Here is an 18,160-nt window from a genome sequence, read left to right as displayed (position 1 = left end):
CGCCGTGGTGAACCATTTGCGCCTGACTGCCCTAGTCGGCCTATCCAATCAAGCGCCCAATCCGTTCGACCAGCCCGATCGAGGCGAGGTCGTTCAGCGTGACGAACAGGAAGAACATGGCCAGTAGCGCCAGCCCTCCCCGGAACGCCCATTCCTGCGCCGCCTCGCTCACGGGGCGCCGCCGGATGGCTTCGATGGTGTAGAACAGCAAGTGCCCGCCATCGAGCATCGGGATTGGCAAGAGGTTGATGAAGCCGAGATTAATCGAAATGAGTGCCGCCAGCCCGACGGCCGCCTCCCAGCCCAATGCGGCCTGCTGTCCCGACACCTGCGCCATCTTCACCGGCCCGCCCAGCTGGTCGACCGACAGCGTGCCGAAAATGATCTGCGCGAGGCCGTCGACCATCCAGTCGAGGATCATCCAGACGCGGCCCACCGCCGCGGCCAGCGCGGTCAGTGGCCCCATCGTCTCGCGCTCGCCCAGCTCCTGGCTGATACCGAGGCGGCCGATGCGATGTTCCTGTCCGTAGGCGTCGGTCTCGACCGATTCCGCGAGCGCGACCTCGAGTTCCTGCACCGCGCCGTCGCGCTCGATCCGGATCGGCACCTCGGCGCCGGGGCGCAGGAGGACGATCCGCGTGATGGCGTTGAAATCCTCGGTTTCGCGCCCGTCGACCGACAGGATGCGATCGCCTTCCTCGAGCCCGATCTCGGCCGCCGGGCTACCCGGCTGCACCCCGCCGACCACGGCTTCGGGCGCGCGCAGCGTGCCGATCGTCATGAAGAAGGCGGCGAAGATCAGGATGGCGAGAAGGAAGTTGGCCATCGGCCCCGCGAGCACCACGAGGAAGCGCTGCCATACCGGCCGGTTCTGGAAATGGTCGGGGTCGCTGTCGCCCTTCTCGGGCCGGCTCGCGGCATCGGCATCGCCCGCGAAGCGGACATAGCCACCCAAGGGCATCCAGCCGATCTTCCAGCGTGTCCCGCGCTTGTCGTTCCAGCCGAGGATCTCGCGCCCGAAGCCGATCGAAAAGGCCTCCGACTTGATGCCGAACAGGCGCGCCACGCCATAATGGCCGAGCTCGTGAAAGAAGACGAGCGGCCCGAGGACCGCGATGAACGCTAGGATGATGAAGAGGAGCGAGGGCTGTTCGAGCATCAGGCCGCCACCCGTCCGACGCGCTCGGCCGCCAGCGCACGGGCGCGCGCATCGACCTCGAGCAATTCCTCGATCGAGCCGGGCAGCGCATTGTCGCCGTCCGCCATCACCGCCTCGACGGTCGCCGCGATGTCGGCAAAACCGATGCGATGGTCGAGGAAGGCGGCCACCGCCACCTCGTTGGCCGCGTTCATCCGTGCCGCCGCGCTTCCGCCCGCCTCGAGCGCCTCGCGGGCCAGCCGCAGCGCGGGGAAGCGCACCGGATCGGGCGCCTCGAAATCGAGCCGCGCGATGGTCGGCAGGTCGAGCCGTTCGATGCGCGTCTCCATCCGCCCGGGCCAGGCGAGGCAATGGGCGATGGGCACGCGCATATCGCTCGGCCCCATCTGCGCGAGGATCGAGCCGTCCTTATATTCCACGCAGCTATGCACCACCGATTGCGGGTGGACGACGATGTCGATCTGCTGCGACGGCAGCCCGAACAGGTGATGCGCCTCGATCAGCTCGAGGCCCTTGTTCATCATGGTCGCGCTGTCGACCGAGATCTTGGCGCCCATCGACCAATTGGGATGGGCGACAGCCTGCGCGGGCGTCTTCACCGCCATCTCGGCGGCCGAAAGGGTTCGGAAGGGCCCGCCGCTCGCGGTCAGGATCAGCCGCTCGACATGGTCGCAATGACCATCGCCAAGGCACTGGAAAATCGCATTATGTTCGCTGTCGACCGGCAGGATTGTGGCGCCGGCCCGCTTGGCCGCGCCCATCATCAGTTCGCCCGCCGAGACGAGGCTTTCCTTGTTGGCGAGCCCGACCGTCACTCCGGCCTCCAGCGCCGCCATCACGGGCCGCAATCCCGCCGTCCCGACGATCGCGCCCATCACGAGATCGGCATCGCGCGCCACGTCGCACAGCGCCGCCTCGCCCGCCTCCGCCGAACAATCGCTACCCTCGAGCGCCGTCTCGAGCGCGGCTTTCAGCGCGGGGTCGGCAATGACCGCGCGCTTGGCGCCCGTGCGCCGTGCGATCTGCGCCAGCTTGTCGACATTGGAAGCCGCGGTGACCGCCACGACGTGGAAGGCGTCCCTGTCGGCTTCGACAAGATCGAGGGTGGAGGAGCCGACCGAACCGGTGGCACCGAGAATCGCAATCCGTTTGCTCACAACCATCCCATATACACGGCAAGGCCTACCGCTGTCGCCACCACCAGAAGCCCATCGACGCGGTCGAACACCCCGCCATGCCCCGGCAGGAGGTTGCCGCTGTCCTTGACGCCGGCACGCCGCTTCATGCCGCTCTCGAACAGGTCGCCCATCTGCGCGGCCACCGCCATCGGCGCGCCGAGCCAGTAGAGCATCGGGTCGAGCCCGCGCGACAGCGCCCACAGCCCGCCGAGGATGCCCGCCGCGACCATCCCGCCGATCAGGCCTTCCCACGTCTTGTTGGGGCTGATGGTGGGCGCCAGCTTGTTCCGGCCCCACGTCTTGCCGAAGGCATAGCCGCCGATATCGGTCGCCCAGGTCACGATGAAGACCCAGACGAGGAGGTCGAAGCCGAATTCGTAGCGGTCGCGGATCCAAAGGAGCGCGAGTGCCGGCACGAGGCAGTAGAAAAAGCCCGCGATCTTCCAGCCGATGTTCCAGCCGGTGACGATGCGCGACCATTCCCAATAGACCGCCGTCGCCAGCGCGGCGACGAAGACGGCGAAGACCATGCCGCCGACCCAGGCGGTGGCGAGCGTGATGGCGATCATCGCCACCCCCGCGATGCTCCTGACGGTAAGTTCGTTCATCGGCCCCCGAACCTGCGCTGGCGCCCCGCGAACTGCGACAACGCCTCGTTGAATGCCTCCTTGTCGAAATCGGGCCAGAGCAGGTCAAGGAAGATCAGCTCGGCATAGGCCGATTGCCACAGGAGGAAGTTGGAAAGCCGCACCTCGCCCGAGGTGCGGATGAGAAGGTCGAGCGGGGGCAATTCGGCGGTCTGCAGGACCTCGCCCATCTTCTCGACGCTGATATCCTCGGGCGTGATCACCCCGTCGGCTACTTCCTGCGCGAGGATCTGCGCTGCCCGCGCCAGCTCCTGCTGGCTGCCATAGTTGAGCGCGACATTGAGGATGAGCTTGTCATTGTCCGCGGTCTTCGCCGCGGCCAGCTGGAGCCGCTCCCACAGGTCGGGCCCGAAGGCCGAGGGCTCGCCGATGAAGCGCAGCTTCACGCCCTCGCGCGCCAGCTCCTCGAGTTCACGCTCGAGATAGAAGCGCATGAGGCCCTTGAGGTCGGTGACCTCCTCCTCGCTGCGCCGCCAGTTCTCGGAGGAAAAGGCATAGAGGGTGAGGCATTCGACTCCCGCCTCCACCGCCGCCTTGAGCGTGCGGCGCACGGCCTCCGCGCCCTCGCGGTGGCCGGCCACGCGCGGCAGCCCCTTGCGCTTGGCCCAGCGCCCGTTGCCATCCATGATGATGGCGACGTGACGCGGGACGGCGGCTTCACCCGCCACCGTCTCGCCGGTTCCGGGTGCGCCAGCGCTCACTGCTTGAGGATTTCCGCTTCCTTGTCGGCGGCAACCTTGTCGATCTCGGCGATCTTGTCGTCGGTCAGCTTCTGGACCTCGGTCTCGTGACGCTTGCGCTCGTCCTCGCCGAATTCGCCCGACTTCTCGTCGGCCTTGATGGCGTCATTGCCGTCGCGGCGCACGTTGCGGACCGCGATCTTGGCCTTCTCGGCATATTGGCCGACCAGCTTGGCGAGTTCCTTGCGGCGCTCCTCGGTAAGGTCGGGAAGCGGCAGGCGGATGAGCTGGCCGTCGACGATCGGGTTCACGCCCAGGCCGGCGGCGCGGATCGCCTTCTCGACATTGCCGATGTTCGACTTGTCCCACACCTGCACCGAGACGAGGCGCGGTTCGGGGACCGACACGGTCGCGACCTGGTTGATCGGCATCTTGGCGCCATAGACCTCGACCTGCACCGGATCGAGCAGCGCCGTCGAGGCGCGGCCGGTGCGCAGGCCGACGAGATCACTCTTGAGGCTTTCGACCGCCCCGTCCATGCGGCGGGCGATGTCGCCCTTGTCATATTCTGCCATCTTCTACTCCTCGTTCTGGACGATCGTCGCGGTCCCGCCACCGTCGAGCACCTGCGTCAGGTTGCCCTCGTCACGGATGTTGAAGACGACGATCGGAATATTGTTGTCGCGGCACAGCGCCACCGCCGAAGCGTCCATGACGCGCAAATTGTCGGCAAGGACGCGGTTGAAAGAAAGGCTGTCATAGCGCGTCGCGCCTTCGACCTTCTTGGGGTCGGCATCATAGACGCCGTCGACACTGGTGCCCTTGAACAGCGCATCGCAGTTCATCTCGGCCGCCCGCAGCGCGGCGGTGGTGTCGGTGGTGAAGAAGGGGCTGCCGGTGCCGGCTGCAAAGATCACCACGCGGCCCTTTTCCATGTGGCGCACGGCGCGGCGGCGGATATAGGGCTCGCACACGCTGGCCATCGGGATCGCCGACTGGACGCGGGTATCGACGCCGATCTGCTCCAGAGCATTCTGCATGGCGAGCGCGTTCATCACGGTGGCGAGCATGCCCATGTAATCGGCGCTGGCACGGTCGATGCCCTGCGCGGCGCCCGCGATGCCACGGAAGATGTTGCCGCCGCCGACCACGATGCACAGCTCATAGCCCTTTTCCTTGGCGCGCCTGATCTCGCCCGCCACGCGGCTGGTGGTCTCGGGATCGATGCCGAACTGCCCTTTCCCCATCAGCACCTCGCCGGAAAGCTTGAGGAGGATGCGGTTGAATTTGGGGCGGGCCATGGGAACTCCTTGAGGGCGTGTCGGGGTAGGCTCTTAAGGGGCGTATCCCCCCAAGCCAAGTGTTTACGGGCATGAAAAAGGGCGGGAAGCCTTGAAGCCCCCCGCCCTTCTCATGAGGTTCGGATGCTGGCGCTTACTGGCCGGCAGCCGCAGCGACTTCCGCCGCGAAGTCCGATTCTTCCTTCTCGATGCCTTCGCCGAGCTGGAAGCGCTCGAAAGCGACGAGCTTGATCTCGTTGCCCGCTTCCTTGCCGGCAGCGGCGACGACGTCGGCGATCGGGGTCTTGTTGTCCATCACGAAGACCTGGCTCAGCAGCGCATTTTCCTTGGCGAACTTCTTGATCGAGCCTTCGACCATCTTCTCGGCGATGTTTTCGGGCTTGCCCGATTCCATCGCCTTGGCCTTGGCGATCTCACGCTCGCGCGCGATCATCTCGGGGTCGAGATCGTCGGCCGTCAGCGCCAGCGGGTTGGCCGCGGCGATGTGCATGGCGATCTGCTTGCCGAGACCTTCGAGGGTCGCGGTGTCGGCAGCGCTCTCGAGCGCGACCAGCACGCCGATCTTGCCGAGGCCGGGGGCCGCGGCGTTGTGGACGTAGCTGACGACGGCGCCCTGCGGGACCGACACGGTGGCGGTGCGGCGCAGCGACTGGTTCTCGCCGATGGTGGCGATGTTGCCCGTCAGCTTTTCCTCGACGGTGCCACCGCCCGGATAGGTCATGCCCTTGACGGCTTCGATGTCGCCCTCGGCGCCCAGCGCCAGCTCGGCGACGTCCTTGACGAACGCCTGGAAGGTTTCGTTCTTGGCGACGAAGTCGGTTTCCGAGTTGACTTCGATGACCGCACCCTTGGTGCCGTCGACGGCGACGCCGACGAGGCCTTCGGCGGCGGTGCGGCCCGACTTCTTGGCGGCGGCGGCAAGACCCTTGGTGCGCAGCCAGTCGACCGCGGCTTCCATGTCGCCATTGGTCTCGGCGAGCGCCTTCTTGCAGTCCATCATGCCCGCATTGGTGCGGTCGCGAAGTTCTTTCACCTGGGCGGCGGTAACGGCCATGGGAGTGGTCCTTTCAGTATGTGTAGCAAGGGGGAAGGATCGGCGATGCCGGCCCCTCCCCCGAGAATGTCGGTCGCCGGCGGGACTAGCGCCCGCCAGCGACGAATTTGTTACGCGGTCGCGTTCTCGACCGGCGGATTTTCCATCGCACCGACGTCGACGCCGCTGTTGGCGACCTCTTCACCGCGGCCGGCATTGGCGGCGGCAGCGACGGCGTCGCAGTAGAGGCGGATGGCGCGGCTGGCGTCATCGTTGCCCGGAACCGGGAAGGCGATGCCGTTCGGGTCCGAGTTCGAGTCGAGGATCGCGATCACGGGGATGCCAAGCACGTTGGCTTCCTTGATGGCGAGGTCTTCCTTGTTGGTGTCGACAACGAACATCACGTCGGGAAGGCCACCCATGTCGCGGATGCCGCCGAGGCTCTTTTCGAGCTTGTCGCGTTCGCGGGTGAGCTGGAGGACTTCCTTCTTGGTGAGGCCGGCGGTGTCGCCCGACAGCTTCTCTTCAAGGCTCTTGAAGCGCTTGATCGAGTTCGAGATGGTCTTCCAGTTGGTCAGCATGCCGCCGAGCCAGCGGTGGTTGACATAGTGCTGGCCGCACGAGGCCGCCGCTTCCGCCACCGGATCCGACGCCTGGCGCTTGGTGCCGACGAACAGCACCTTGCCACCGCGCTCGGTGGTCGCCTTGACGAAGTCCAGCGCGCGAGCGAACAGCGGAACGCTCTGCGACAGGTCGATGATGTGGACGCCGTTGCGCGCGCCGAAGATATACGGCTTCATGCGCGGGTTCCAACGGTGGGTCTGGTGGCCGAAATGCGATCCGGCTTCAAGCAGCTGCTGCATCGTGACGACAGGTGCCGTCATATCTCTTCTCCTATCCGGTTGTGCCACGGCGGGTCCTGTCACTCTCGAAGAGCACCGGTATGGTGGTCCCGCCTGCGAGATGGGGCGCGAACTAGTCGAAAAGTCCCACCCGATCAAGCCCCTATCCCACGGCCTGTGCTGCGACCCCGCCGGAATGAGAACAAAAAGTGACCGAATGGGATTGACAGGCGCGGAACAAAAGGTGATCTAGTGATGAGAACGGAGCGGGAACGATACTCCAGGCTCCATCGAGGCTACAGGGGAAACGCCATGATCACCGGACTCTTCTTCGTCCTTCTCATCACCGCGCTGGGCTTCATCGCCCGCCAGGTCGCCGAGGCCGAGGGTGGCAAGATCATGGAAGCGCTGGCGGGCCGCAGCCGCCCGGTGGCCGCGCCGCCCGCCCGCGTCGTGACGGTCAGCTGGACGAGCCAGACACCGCGTCGCCAGCATCGGCGGACGCTCGCCGCCGCCGCTTGACCCGCCCGTAGGCAGCCATGCTGAACGGGACCAACATCAGATAGCCCGCGCAGATGACCAGCAGCGTGAACCAGGGATTGGTGATCAGCGCCGCCGCGAGCAGCCCGACCATCGCCAGCGCGAAGATGCGGTGGCCCGGCTTCAACCGGAGCGAGGACCAGCTGTAGGTCGCCACGTTGGAAATCATCAACAGCGCGATGAACAGCGTCCACACCATGACAAGGCCCCAGTGGCGGAACAGCTCCTCGCCCGTCACCAGCCACAGATAGATGGGCGTGAAGGCAAGCCCCGCCCCTGCGGGCGCCGGAACACCGGTCAGGAAGCCCGCCGACTTGTGCGGCTGCTCGTCGGCATCGATCCGCGCGTTGAAACGCGCGAGCCGGAGCGCGCAGCACACCGCCAGCGCGAGCGCGGCGATCCAGCCGAAGCGCGGCGCATATTGCAGGCTCCACAGGAACAGGATGAGCGCGGGCGCCACCCCGAAGGCGATATTGTCCGACAGGCTGTCGAGTTCGGCGCCGAATTTGGATTGCGCGCGCAGCAGGCGGGCGATGCGACCATCCATGCCGTCGAGGACGCCCGCGATGACGATGCACGCCATCGCGATTTCCCAATGGGCGATCGGCCCGACGCCCGCCGCACTGATCGCATAGCGGACACCGGTCAGCCCGAAGCACAGCGCCATCGCGGTGATGGCGTTGGGCGCGAGCGCGCGAAACGGCAGCCCGCCCCTGCTCACTGGGCGCGGCCCTCGAGCGCGATGTCGGTACCGAGCCGCGCCAGCACGGTCTCGCCCGCGATGGTGCGCTGGCCGAGCAGCACGTTCGAGCCGGTGCCCTCGGGCAGGTAGACATCGACGCGGCTGCCGAAGCGGATGAGGCCGACGCGCTCGCCCTTGTCGACGATGTCGCCCTCCTCGACATGGGTGAGAATGCGGCGCGCCACGAGGCCCGCGATCTGCGTGAAGCCGATCTGGACCCCGTCCTCGCGCGCGACGAGGATGTGGTTGCGCTCGTTATCCTCGCTCGCTTTGTCGAGATCGGCGTTGAGGAACTTGCCCGGCACATAGGCGATCTTGGCGATCCGCCCCGCGATGGGCGAGCGATTGATGTGGACGTCGAACACGCTCATGAAGATCGAGACGCGGGTATAGTCGCCCGCGGGCAGCAGCCCCTCGCCCGTCAGTTCGGGCGGCGGCGGCCCCTTCTTGATCATGGTAACGAGTCCGTCGGCGGGCGAGATGACAAGCGCCGGATCGGTCGGCGCGGTGCGCACCGGATCGCGGAAGAAGGCCGCGACCCAGACGGTCAGCCCGACGAACAGCCAGGCGATGACGTCCCAGAACCAGCCGTCGAGCAGGAAGAACAGGAGCGTGATCGCGCCTGAGATGAAGACGAACTTGCGCCCCTCGGGGTGCACTTCGGGAAAACGCCACTTGACCGCGGTCAGCTGGCTGTCGGGATTTTCGATTTCTGCCATGCGAAGGTCCCCTAGGGCCGATTCCTCACCGAAACAATCCCGTCATCAATGCCTGAACATCGGGCGCGGTTGCCTATTGGCGGATAGCGCCTTAGTGCAGCGCCAAATCCATTGACGCATATCCAACAGGAGCTCCCATGCAGAAGATCAAGGTCAAGAACCCCGTCGTCGAGCTCGATGGCGATGAAATGACCCAAATCATCTGGAAGTGGATCCGCGAACGGCTGATCCTTCCCTATCTCGACATCGACCTCAAATATTACGACCTGTCGGTGACCAAGCGCGACGAGACCGAAGACCAGATCACCGTCGATGCCGCCAATGCCATCAAGAAATATGGCGTCGGCGTGAAATGCGCGACCATCACCCCCGACGAGCAGCGCGTCGAGGAGTTCGACCTCAAGAAGATGTGGCGCTCGCCCAACGGCACCATCCGCAACATCCTCGGCGGCGTCGTCTTCCGCGAGCCCATCGTCATCGACAATGTCCCGCGCCTCGTGCCGGGCTGGACCGACCCCATCGTCGTCGGCCGTCATGCCTTCGGCGACCAGTATCGCGCCACCGACTTCCTCGTCCCCGGCCCCGGCACGCTGACGATGAAGTTTGTCGGCGAGGACGGCGAAGTCATCGAGAAGGAAGTCCACCAGTTCCCGTCCTCGGGCGTGGCCATGGGCATGTACAACCATGACGACAGCATCCGCGACTTCGCCCGCGCCTGCTTCAACTACGGCCTCGACCGCAAATGGCCGGTGTACCTGTCGACCAAGAACACCATCCTCAAGGCCTATGACGGCCGCTTCAAGGACCTGTTCCAGGAAGTGTTCGACGCCGAATTCGCCGACAAGTTCGACAAGGCCGGCATCGAATATCAGCATCGCCTGATCGACGACATGGTCGCCTCGGCGCTGAAGTGGAATGGCAAGTTCATCTGGGCCTGCAAGAACTATGACGGCGATGTGCAGTCGGACACGGTCGCGCAGGGCTTCGGCTCGCTCGGCCTCATGACCTCGGTCCTGATGACGCCCGACGGCAAGACCGTCGAGGCCGAAGCCGCGCACGGCACCGTCACCCGCCACTATCGCCAGCACCAGGAAGGTCGCGCCACCTCGACCAACCCGATTGCCTCGATCTTCGCCTGGACCCGCGGCCTCATGTATCGCGGCAAGTTCGACGACACGCCCGATGTCGTCCGCTTCGCCGAGACGCTCGAGGACGTCATCATCAAGACCGTCGAGGGCGGCCAGATGACCAAGGATCTCGCGATCCTCATCGGTCCCGACCAGAGCTGGATGACCACCGAGCAGTTCTTCGAGGCCATCGTCCAGAATTTCGAAGAACGCATGAAAAGCTGGAGCTAACCAGCGGCTGAGGCGTAAGCGTCCTTATGCCTAACCAGAAAGCCAAAGCCCGGTTGAATGTCCGCGAGGCCCGCCTCGCGGACATTCCCGGCATCGTCGATCTCGCCGCCCGCGCCTACAAGGACTTCGTCCCCTATACGACGAGCGAGATCCGCGGCCAGATCAACAATTTCCCACGCGGCTGCTTCGTCGCCGTGCTCGACGACAAGATCGTCGGATACTGCGCCTCGATGCGCCTGTCCGAACGCCTCGCCCTCGGCCATCACACATGGCGCGAGATCACCGGTGGCGGCTATGGCGCCCGCCACGATCCCACTGGCGACTGGCTCTACGGCTACGAGATGGTGGTCGACAGCAAGGCCCGCGGCACCCGCATCGGCCGCCGCCTCTACGAGGAACGCCGCAAGCTTGCCGAGGAGCTCGAACTGTCGGGCATCGCCTTCGGCGGCCGCATCCCCCGCTATCGCCGCAACCGCAAGAAGGTCACCGGCCCGCAGGACTATCTCGACAAGGTCGTCGCCGGCGAGATCATGGATCCGGTCATCCGTTTCCAGCTCGCCAACGGCTTCGAGCCCCACGGCATCCTCAAGGCGTACCTCCGCGAAGACAGCGCCTCGATGGGCCACGCCGTCCACATGGTCTGGCGCAACCCCTATGTCGACCGCGACGAGCCCAAGAAATTCCGCCTTCCCCGCGGCGTCGAGAGCGTGCGCATCGCTACCTGCCAGCTGCAGGCCCGCGCAGTGAAGGATTTCGACGAGTTCATCGACAACATCCGCTACTTCACCGAGGTCGCCTCCGATTACGAGGCCGATTTCGTCCTCTTCCCCGAACTCTTTACCCTCATGCTCCTCAGCCCTGAGGAAAAGGAGTTGAGCGCGAAGGAAGCCATCGAGAAGCTCAGCGAATATACGCCGCGCATCCGCGAGGCGCTGACCGACATGGCGATGCGCTACAACATCAACATCATCGGCGGCTCGCACCCCACCCGCACCGCCGATGGCGACATCCAGAATGTCGCCTTCGTCTGCCTTCGCGACGGCGCGGTCCACGAACAGGAGAAGATCCACCCCACGCCCAACGAGCGCTACTGGTGGAACATCAAGGGCGGCGACAGCATCGATACCATCCCGACCGACTGCGGTCCGATCGGCGTGCTCATCTGCTACGACAGCGAATTTCCCGAACTCGCCCGCCGCTTGGTCGACGAAGGCGCGCGCATCATCTTCGTGCCCTTCTGCACCGACAGCCGCCAGGGGTACCTGCGCGTGCGCTATTGCGCGCAGGCCCGCGCCATCGAGAACCAGTGTTTCGTCGTCCTATCGGGCAATGTCGGCAACCTGCCCAACGTCCACAACATGGACATCCAGTACGCGCAGAGCTGCATCCTTACCCCCTGCGATTTCCCCTTCGCCCGTGACGGGATCGCGGCCGAGGCGACCGAGAATGTCGAGACGCTGACGATCAGCGACGTAAACCTCGCCGACCTGTCATGGGCGCGCGCCGAAGGCACGGTCCGCAACCTCGCCGACCGCCGCTTCGACCTCTACGACATCAAATGGGACACCCAGCATTCGCACCCGCCCGAAAAGCCCCGCGCCGAACCTATCGGCACCGGCAAGGCCGGCGGCGGCTGACCCTGCGCACGGCGCGGCCTCCCGTTCAATCACCGTTCACCTCGCGATGCCGACACAGGCGGCAGTTTTCCGGGGGAATTGCGATGAAGACGAGCGACGCAAGGCTGGCACTACTCCTCATGACGGCGCCTGCCGTGATGCTTGTGGCACCCGCTCCGCTGGCCGCGCAGGATGGTAGCGCCACTGCCGAGGCCAATGCCGAGGCCGACATCGTCATCGTTGGTATGACCGGCAAGCCCTTCCGCCTCGACAGCGACCGGCTGCGCGACGCGGTGCGGACCTTCGAGAAGCATCATGAGCGATATGCGCCGCAGGCGCGTTTCTACTGGCAGGTCGTCGATCATGATCCCGCCAGCGACATGGCGCTGGAACTCGTCGAACGTCGCTCGGGCGAGCGGGTGCCGCTGGTCATCGCCCCCGATGGCACCTTCACCCTCCCGCATGACCGCATCCTCGAGCGCAAGCACGACCTGACGGCGAACCGCCTTAAAAAATCGCTCCGCATCCGCCCGATGCTCTTCTCGCCCGGCGGCAGCGAGGAACGTCACCGTCTCGGCGATGCGCGGCTGTGGTGCCGCGTGATGCTGGCCTTTACCGATAATGACATGGGAATCGGCACGCGCCTCGTGCTCGGCGCCGTCGGCGGCTGCAACTCGAGCCGCGTGAACTTCATGCGCTCGACCGGAGAACCGATCGAGAGTGTCTCACTGAGCGGCTCGGACGAACCGCTCGCCATCGCCGAGGACCGGATGGCCTATCGCATGCCCGTGCATCTGCGCGATCTCGGCGACGAGGAGATCATCACCGTCAACTATTCCGCTCCACGCGAACCGGCGCTGGCACAATAGGAATTCGCCTGCCACACTGGGCGCGAAACGCACCCTCGACAGGCGGAAAGTTCCCGAAGTGGACAAAGTGGACACTGTTCGAAATCGATCCAACGGCACGGGGCTGGTGACAGCACGCCGTGCCTCCGGCACAAGCGCCTGATGGCAGGCGAACTCCATCTCGACGGGCTAGGCGATGCGCTGGTGATCCTCGGTGCGGCGGGGATCGTCATCCCCGCCTTTGCCCGCTTCAAGATCAACCCCGTCATCGGTTTCATCCTCGTCGGCATCGTCACCGGCCCCTTCGCGCTCGGTGCGCTGTCGGGCGAGGTGCGCTGGCTTCGGCATTTCACCATCGACGATCCCGAGGCGATCCGGCCCTTCGCCGACTTCGGCGTCATCCTCCTGCTCTTCGCCATCGGCCTCGAACTCAGCTTCAAGCGCCTCTGGACCTTGAGACGCATGGTGTTCGGCATCGGTGCGGCCGAGCTCATCATCACTGCCTCGATCTTCGGCGCGGTGCTGCTCTTCTTCATCGGCTGGGAAATGAAGAGCGCCGCCGCCCTCGGGCTCGCGCTCGCCATGTCCTCGACCGCGCTGGTGCTGCCCATCTCGGGTACGCAAAGTCCCGTCGGACGCGCCGCGCTGGCGATGCTCCTGTTCGAGGATGTGGCGCTCGTCCCCATGCTGTTCGTCTTCGGCACCGTCGGCGGCGCCGATGTCGACGGCCTCCGCGCCGTCCTCATCAGCGGTGCCATCGCCGTTTTCGGCATCCTCCTCGTCGGCCGCTTCGCGCTCCCCGCCCTCTTCGCCCAGGCGGCGCGCGCCAAGAGCCCCGAGGGCTTCTTCGCCATTTCGCTGCTCACCGTGATCCTTGCCGCCGTCGCCACCTCGGTCGCGGGCCTGTCGCCGATCATGGGCGCGCTGCTCGCCGGCATGCTGATCGCCGAGACCGAATATCATTCGGAAGTGGAGGTGGTGATGGCACCGCTCCGGGGCCTCGGCCTCGGCGTCTTCCTGATCTCGATCGGCATGCTCATCGACGTGCCCGAAATCCTCCAGCAATGGCCGCTCCTCATCACCGGGCTGGCAAGCGTGATCGGTGTGAAGGCGCTGGTGACCGGCTTTCTCCTCCGCGTTGCCGGCGCGCGGCGCGGCGTTGCCGCCGAGACCGGTATCCTCATGGCGAGCCCGTCCGAGACGACCCTCATCCTGCTCGGCGCTGCCGGCACGGCGGGCGTGCTGGCGATGGACACGGTCAGCTTCTGGTCGGCGGTCACCGCCTTGGGCCTCACCATCACCCCCTTCCTCGCCGACCTCGGCCGCTTCGCTGGCCGCCGCGTCGAGAAGGACGCCTCGGCCATCGAGCTCGAGGAGGATCCCGCCAAGGGCCGCACGGTCATTTTCGGCTTCGGCCGCGTCGGCCAGATGATCGCCGAGATGCTGACCGAGCATGACCGCCCCTATCTCGCGGTCGAGAATGACATCGACGCCGTCCGGCTCCACCGCACGCAGGGCTATACCGTCCTCTATGGCGACGTCGCCCGCCCCGACATCCTCGAGAAGCTCAAACTCGGCCATGCCGCCGCGCTCGTGCTGACGATGGACGATCCCGTCCTCACCGCGCGGCTGACGCAGGCGATCCGCAAGGACCATCCGGACCTGCCGATCATCGCCCGTGCCCGCGACAGCGAGCATGCCGCCAAGCTCTACAAGGCCGGCGTCACCGACGCCGTGCCCGAAGCGCTCGAGGCCTCGCTCCAGCTATCCGAAGCCGTGCTCGTCGACATCGGCCTGGCGATGGGCCCCGTCATCGCCTCGATCCACGAGAAGCGCAGCGTGCTGCGCGAGCGGATCATGCAGGACGGCGGGCTCGACGCCGAACCGAGCCTCGGCAAGAGACGCGAATAGGAAAGGGCCCCGGCATCGCTGCCGGGGCCCCGCTCCTTCTCAGGACTGTAGTCGCCTAGGCCGAGACGCTGGCCAGCGTTTCCTTGACCGCGGCGAGCGCTTCGTCCGCCTTGTCGCCGTCGGGACCGCCGCCCTGCGCCATGTCGGGACGGCCACCGCCGCCCTTGCCGCCGAGCTTCTCGACCGCGGCGCGGACCATGTCGACCGCGCTGATGTCACCCTTGAGGTCGTCGGTCACCCCGACCGCGACCGAGGCGCGGCCGTCATTGACCGCGACCAGCGCCGCGACGCCCGAGCCGAGTTGGCCCTTCATCTCGTCGATGGTCGGACGCAATTCCTTGGGCTCCAATCCCTCGACCGACTTGCCGAGGAATTTCACCCCGCCGACGTCTTCGGGACCGGCATCGCCGCCAGCAGCGCCGCTGCCCATGGCGAGCGCCTTCTTGGCCTCGGCCAGTTCCTTTTCCAGCTTGCGGGCATTCTCGACCAGCGCGGCAATGCGGGCCGGCACTTCGTCGGGCGCCGCCTTGAGGCTCGCCGCCGCAGAGCGCAGCTTGGCATCGCGGTCCAGGAGCCACTGGCGGGCTGCCTCGCCGGTCAGCGCCTCGATGCGGCGAACGCCCGACGAGACCGCGCTTTCCGAGATGATCTTGAACAGCTGGATATCCCCGGTAGCGCGGACATGGGTCCCGCCACACAGTTCGACCGAATAGTGCCGATCCGTCTTGCGGCCCATCGACAGGACGCGGACCTCGTCGCCATATTTTTCGCCGAACAGCGCCAGCGCGCCCGCCTCGACCGCCTCGTCGGGAGCCATGAGCTGGGTGCCGACGCTCTCGTTGGCGCGGATTTCCTCGTTCACCTCGGCCTCGATGGCGGCGATCTCGTCGGCGGTCAGCGCATTGGGATGGGCGAAGTCGAAGCGCAGGCGGTCGGGCGCCACGAGGCTACCCTTCTGCGTGACATGTTCGCCGAGGATGCCGCGCAGCGCGGCATGGACGAGGTGGGTGGCCGAGTGGTTGGCCCGGACGCGGTCGCGGCGACCGTCATCGACTTCCTGGTGGAGCGTGTCGCCGACCTTGACCGACCCCTTGGCGATCTTCGCGCGCAGGGCGTGAAGCTTGCCGAGCGGCTTGGCGGTGTCCTCGACGATGGCGAGGAAGCCCTCGTTGGTGCTGAGTTGGCCGGCATCGCCGACCTGCCCGCCGCTCTCGCCATAGAAAGGCGTCTGGTTGAGAAGGATCTGGACGTCCTCGCCCTCGGACGCGCTGTCGACGACCGCGCCATCCTTGACGATGGCCTGCACCACGCCTTCACCGCTGGTGGCGGTGTAGCCGGTGAATTCGGTCGCGCCATTCTTGTCGGCAAGGTCGAACCAGACTTCCTCGGAAGCCTGGGCGCCCGAGCCTTTCCAGGCGGCGCGCGCGGCTTCCTTCTGCTTGGCCATGGCGGCATCGAAGCCCTCGCGGTCCACCCCGAGGCCTTCGCGGCGCAGCGCGTCCTCGGTGAGATCGTAGGGGAAGCCATAGGTGTCGTAGAGCTTGAAGGCGGTCTCGCCCGACAGCTTCTCGCCCTCGCCCATGCCCGACTTGGCTTCGTCGAGCAGCTTGAGGCCGTTGGCCAGCGTCCGGCGGAAGCGCACTTCCTCGGCCTCGAGCGTCTGCTCGATCAGTGCCTGTGCACGGACCAGTTCGGGGAAGGCCCCGCCCATCTCGCTGACGAGTTCGGGCACGAGGCGGTGCATCAGCGGGTCATGCGCGCCGAGGATATGCGCATGGCGCATGGCGCGGCGCATGATGCGGCGAAGGACATAGCCGCGGCCCTCGTTGGCGGGCAGCACGCCGTCGGCGATGAGGAAGCTGGACGAGCGCAGGTGATCGGCGATCACGCGGTGGCTCGCCTGACGTTCGCCCTCGCTGTCGGTCTTCGTCAGCTCTTCCGACGCGGCAATCAGCGCCTTGAACAGGTCGATGTCGTAATTGTCATGCACGCCCTGCATCACCGCGGCGATGCGCTCGAGGCCCATGCCGGTGTCGATCGACTTGTTGGGCAGGTCGCCGACGATCTCGTCGCTCGCCTGCATGTGCTGCATGAAGACGAGATTCCAGATCTCGACGAAACGGTCGCCATCCTCGTCGGGGCTGCCCGGGGGGCCACCGAAGATATGCTCGCCATGGTCGTAGAAGATTTCGCTGCACGGCCCGCACGGACCGTCCGAGCCCATCGCCCAGAAATTGTCTTTGGTGGCGATGCGGATGATGCGCTCTTCGGGAAGGCCCGAAATCTTGCGCCACAGGTCGAACGCCTCGTCATCGGTGTGATAGACGGTCGCGGTGAGCTTGTCGGCGGGAAGGCCCCATTCCTTCGTCAACAGCGTCCACGCATGGGTGATCGCCTGCTCCTTGAAATAATCGCCGAACGAGAAATTCCCGAGCATTTCGAAGAAGGTATGGTGGCGCGCGGTATAGCCGACATTGTCGAGGTCGTTATGCTTGCCGCCGGCGCGCACGCACTTCTGGCTGCTTGTCGCGGTCGAATAGTCGCGGCTCTCGAGGCCCGTAAACACATTCTTGAAGGGCACCATGCCGGCGTTGACGAACATCAGCGTGGGATCGTTGTGCGGAACGAGCGGCGCGCTCGGCACCTTTTCGTGGCCCTGCGCTTCGAAATAGTCGAGGAAGCTGCGGCGAATATCGTTGGTCGAGGTCATGGCGCCGATCTATGCATGTTGGTGCGGTGCGGCAAGGATTAAGAGGGGCAGGATGATACGCAAGATCGGCAAATGGCTGCTGTGGATCGGGCTGATGCTCTTCATCGCCAGCATCGCGCTCGTCCTATCCTATCGCTGGATCCCGCCCTACTGGACCGTGACCATGCTGTCCGACGAGCATGGCATCACCCGCGACTGGGAGCCACTGGAGCGCATCGACCGCGACATGGTGCGTGCGGTGATCGCCGCCGAGGATGCCAAGTTCTGCGCCCATGACGGCTTCGACTGGGAAGCGATCGAAAAAGCGCGGCAGGAGAATGCCAAGGGCGGCCGCATCCGCGGCGGCTCGACGATCTCGCAGCAGACCGCGAAAAACGTCTTCCTGTGGCAGGGCGGCGGCTATTTCCGAAAGGGGCTGGAGGCCTATTACACCTTCCTCATCGAGAAGATGTGGGGGAAGCGCCGGATCATGGAGGTCTATCTCAATGTCGCCGAGACGGGGATCGGCACTTACGGCGTGACCGAGGGTTCCAAACGCTATTTCGACAAGGACGCCTCGAACCTTACGCGGCGCGAGGCGGCGGCGATCGCGGCGGTGCTGCCGCTGCCGAAAGAACGCCCCGGACGCAACCCGACCGGGTTCACCGCGCGTTATGGCAGTACGATCGCCGCGCGCATCGGGACGATCGAGCGCGATGGTCTCGATGCCTGCGTCTATGAGGAAGGAAGTGCGCCCGTGAACCAGGAAACGCCCGAACAGCCGCAACCCGATCCCGCGCCGGTGCCGCAGCCGAGCCGTCCGTCGACGCCTGACCCCGCGCCGCTCGACGTGCCGCCGGTGCCCGACGAGCCCGTGCCCGACCCGATCGAGCCGAG

At 65.8% G+C, this 18,160-nt stretch carries 16 protein-coding genes and 1 pseudogene; 6 read left to right on the top strand and 11 right to left on the bottom strand.

The features are described 5' to 3' along the window. Positions 1 to 40 precede the first annotated feature (40 nt). From rseP to rpsB, 8 genes are all read right to left on the bottom strand, one after another. Entirely contained in the window at positions 41 to 1,159 is a 1,119-nt protein-coding gene (gene rseP / locus NUW81_RS00795) for an RIP metalloprotease RseP (RefSeq protein ID WP_245109322.1), read from the bottom strand. Then, entirely contained in the window at positions 1,159 to 2,322 is a 1,164-nt protein-coding gene (locus NUW81_RS00790; RefSeq protein WP_245109318.1) for a 1-deoxy-D-xylulose-5-phosphate reductoisomerase, read from the bottom strand. Before NUW81_RS00790 ends, rseP begins: the two co-directional genes overlap by 1 nt. Then, complete coding sequence (locus NUW81_RS00785; RefSeq protein WP_245109316.1) at positions 2,313 to 2,945, bottom strand: phosphatidate cytidylyltransferase; 633 nt, start codon at positions 2,943 to 2,945, stop codon at positions 2,313 to 2,315. Before NUW81_RS00785 ends, NUW81_RS00790 begins: the two co-directional genes overlap by 10 nt. Then, positions 2,942 to 3,685, bottom strand: coding sequence for a polyprenyl diphosphate synthase (gene uppS, locus NUW81_RS00780; RefSeq protein ID WP_260508515.1), 744 nt, complete (start codon positions 3,683 to 3,685; stop codon positions 2,942 to 2,944). Before uppS ends, NUW81_RS00785 begins: the two co-directional genes overlap by 4 nt. Continuing rightward, the gene (gene frr, locus NUW81_RS00775; protein WP_245109313.1) at positions 3,682 to 4,239 is read right to left on the bottom strand and encodes a ribosome recycling factor; all 558 of its coding nucleotides are present in this window, start codon (positions 4,237 to 4,239) and stop codon (positions 3,682 to 3,684) included. The genes uppS and frr overlap by 4 nt, the downstream gene beginning before the upstream one ends. A 3-nt stretch (positions 4,240 to 4,242) precedes the next feature. Then, the gene (pyrH, locus tag NUW81_RS00770; RefSeq protein WP_245109310.1) at positions 4,243 to 4,965 is read right to left on the bottom strand and encodes a UMP kinase; all 723 of its coding nucleotides are present in this window, start codon (positions 4,963 to 4,965) and stop codon (positions 4,243 to 4,245) included. A 133-nt stretch (positions 4,966 to 5,098) separates the two neighbouring features. Beyond that, on the bottom strand, positions 5,099 to 6,019 hold the full coding sequence (tsf, locus tag NUW81_RS00765; RefSeq protein WP_245109308.1) for a translation elongation factor Ts: 921 nt from the start codon (positions 6,017 to 6,019) through the stop codon (positions 5,099 to 5,101). Positions 6,020 to 6,129: 110 nt separating this feature from the next. Continuing rightward, positions 6,130 to 6,882, bottom strand: a complete 753-nt coding sequence (gene rpsB, locus NUW81_RS00760) for a 30S ribosomal protein S2 (RefSeq protein ID WP_245109306.1) — start codon at positions 6,880 to 6,882, stop codon at positions 6,130 to 6,132. Positions 6,883 to 7,152: 270 nt separating this feature from the next. Between rpsB and NUW81_RS00755 the strand changes: the two genes are divergently transcribed. Then, complete coding sequence (locus NUW81_RS00755) at positions 7,153 to 7,362, top strand: hypothetical protein (RefSeq protein WP_245109303.1); 210 nt, start codon at positions 7,153 to 7,155, stop codon at positions 7,360 to 7,362. Here the strand turns inward: NUW81_RS00755 and NUW81_RS00750 are convergent. Together NUW81_RS00750 and NUW81_RS00745 are read right to left on the bottom strand one after the other, a co-directional pair. Beyond that, positions 7,301 to 8,101, bottom strand: a complete 801-nt coding sequence (locus NUW81_RS00750) for a CDP-alcohol phosphatidyltransferase family protein (protein ID WP_260508514.1) — start codon at positions 8,099 to 8,101, stop codon at positions 7,301 to 7,303. The two genes, NUW81_RS00755 and NUW81_RS00750, sit on opposite strands and share 62 nt — an antisense overlap. Beyond that, a complete protein-coding gene (locus NUW81_RS00745; RefSeq protein ID WP_245109300.1) occupies positions 8,098 to 8,841 on the bottom strand; it encodes a phosphatidylserine decarboxylase in 744 nt (247 codons plus the stop codon). Before NUW81_RS00745 ends, NUW81_RS00750 begins: the two co-directional genes overlap by 4 nt. A gap of 137 nt (positions 8,842 to 8,978) precedes the next feature. On the opposite strand from NUW81_RS00745, the gene NUW81_RS00740 reads away from it, so the two are divergent. From NUW81_RS00740 to NUW81_RS00725, 4 genes are all read left to right on the top strand, one after another. Continuing rightward, positions 8,979 to 10,199, top strand: a complete 1,221-nt coding sequence (locus tag NUW81_RS00740; protein ID WP_245109298.1) for an NADP-dependent isocitrate dehydrogenase — start codon at positions 8,979 to 8,981, stop codon at positions 10,197 to 10,199. 26 nt (positions 10,200 to 10,225) lie between these two features. After that, the gene (locus NUW81_RS00735) at positions 10,226 to 11,836 is read left to right on the top strand and encodes a bifunctional GNAT family N-acetyltransferase/carbon-nitrogen hydrolase family protein (protein ID WP_245109296.1); all 1,611 of its coding nucleotides are present in this window, start codon (positions 10,226 to 10,228) and stop codon (positions 11,834 to 11,836) included. An 83-nt stretch (positions 11,837 to 11,919) separates the two neighbouring features. Further along, a complete protein-coding gene (locus NUW81_RS00730; RefSeq protein WP_245109293.1) occupies positions 11,920 to 12,684 on the top strand; it encodes a hypothetical protein in 765 nt (254 codons plus the stop codon). A 141-nt stretch (positions 12,685 to 12,825) separates the two neighbouring features. Beyond that, positions 12,826 to 14,574, top strand: coding sequence for a cation:proton antiporter domain-containing protein (locus NUW81_RS00725; RefSeq protein ID WP_245109291.1), 1,749 nt, complete (start codon positions 12,826 to 12,828; stop codon positions 14,572 to 14,574). Between the two features lie 55 nt (positions 14,575 to 14,629). Here the strand turns inward: NUW81_RS00725 and alaS are convergent, their stop codons facing one another. After that, entirely contained in the window at positions 14,630 to 17,284 is a 2,655-nt protein-coding gene (alaS, locus tag NUW81_RS00720; protein ID WP_245109288.1) for an alanine--tRNA ligase, read from the bottom strand. Positions 17,285 to 17,336: 52 nt separating this feature from the next. On the opposite strand from alaS, the pseudogene mtgA reads away from it, so the two are divergent. Next, positions 17,337 to 18,005: pseudogene (mtgA, locus tag NUW81_RS00715) on the top strand (monofunctional biosynthetic peptidoglycan transglycosylase); the annotation flags it as partial. Positions 18,006 to 18,160 lie beyond the last annotated feature (155 nt).

This window comes from Sphingomicrobium aestuariivivum, from assembly GCF_024721585.1.
Lineage (GTDB): Bacteria > Pseudomonadota > Alphaproteobacteria > Sphingomonadales > Sphingomonadaceae > Sphingomicrobium > Sphingomicrobium aestuariivivum.
This window is presented reverse-complemented; position numbering and strand designations above follow the sequence as displayed.

Excerpts from the sequence above, each read along its gene's own strand:
- alaS (WP_245109288.1), bottom strand. The coding sequence starts at position 17,284 with ATGACCTCGACCAACGATATTCGCCGCAGCTTCCTCGACTATTTCGAA.
- NUW81_RS00745 (WP_245109300.1), bottom strand. The coding sequence starts at position 8,841 with ATGGCAGAAATCGAAAATCCCGACAGCCAGCTGACCGCGGTCAAGTGG.
- tsf (WP_245109308.1), bottom strand. The coding sequence starts at position 6,019 with ATGGCCGTTACCGCCGCCCAGGTGAAAGAACTTCGCGACCGCACCAAT.
- NUW81_RS00725 (WP_245109291.1), top strand. The coding sequence starts at position 12,826 with ATGGCAGGCGAACTCCATCTCGACGGGCTAGGCGATGCGCTGGTGATC.
- pyrH (WP_245109310.1), bottom strand. The coding sequence starts at position 4,965 with ATGGCCCGCCCCAAATTCAACCGCATCCTCCTCAAGCTTTCCGGCGAG.
- NUW81_RS00790 (WP_245109318.1), bottom strand. The coding sequence starts at position 2,322 with ATGGTTGTGAGCAAACGGATTGCGATTCTCGGTGCCACCGGTTCGGTC.
- NUW81_RS00740 (WP_245109298.1), top strand. The coding sequence starts at position 8,979 with ATGCAGAAGATCAAGGTCAAGAACCCCGTCGTCGAGCTCGATGGCGAT.
- frr (WP_245109313.1), bottom strand. The coding sequence starts at position 4,239 with ATGGCAGAATATGACAAGGGCGACATCGCCCGCCGCATGGACGGGGCG.
- NUW81_RS00730 (WP_245109293.1), top strand. The coding sequence starts at position 11,920 with ATGAAGACGAGCGACGCAAGGCTGGCACTACTCCTCATGACGGCGCCT.
- rpsB (WP_245109306.1), bottom strand. The coding sequence starts at position 6,882 with ATGACGGCACCTGTCGTCACGATGCAGCAGCTGCTTGAAGCCGGATCG.
- rseP (WP_245109322.1), bottom strand. The coding sequence starts at position 1,159 with ATGCTCGAACAGCCCTCGCTCCTCTTCATCATCCTAGCGTTCATCGCG.
- NUW81_RS00735 (WP_245109296.1), top strand. The coding sequence starts at position 10,226 with ATGCCTAACCAGAAAGCCAAAGCCCGGTTGAATGTCCGCGAGGCCCGC.
- NUW81_RS00785 (WP_245109316.1), bottom strand. The coding sequence starts at position 2,945 with ATGAACGAACTTACCGTCAGGAGCATCGCGGGGGTGGCGATGATCGCC.
- NUW81_RS00755 (WP_245109303.1), top strand. The coding sequence starts at position 7,153 with ATGATCACCGGACTCTTCTTCGTCCTTCTCATCACCGCGCTGGGCTTC.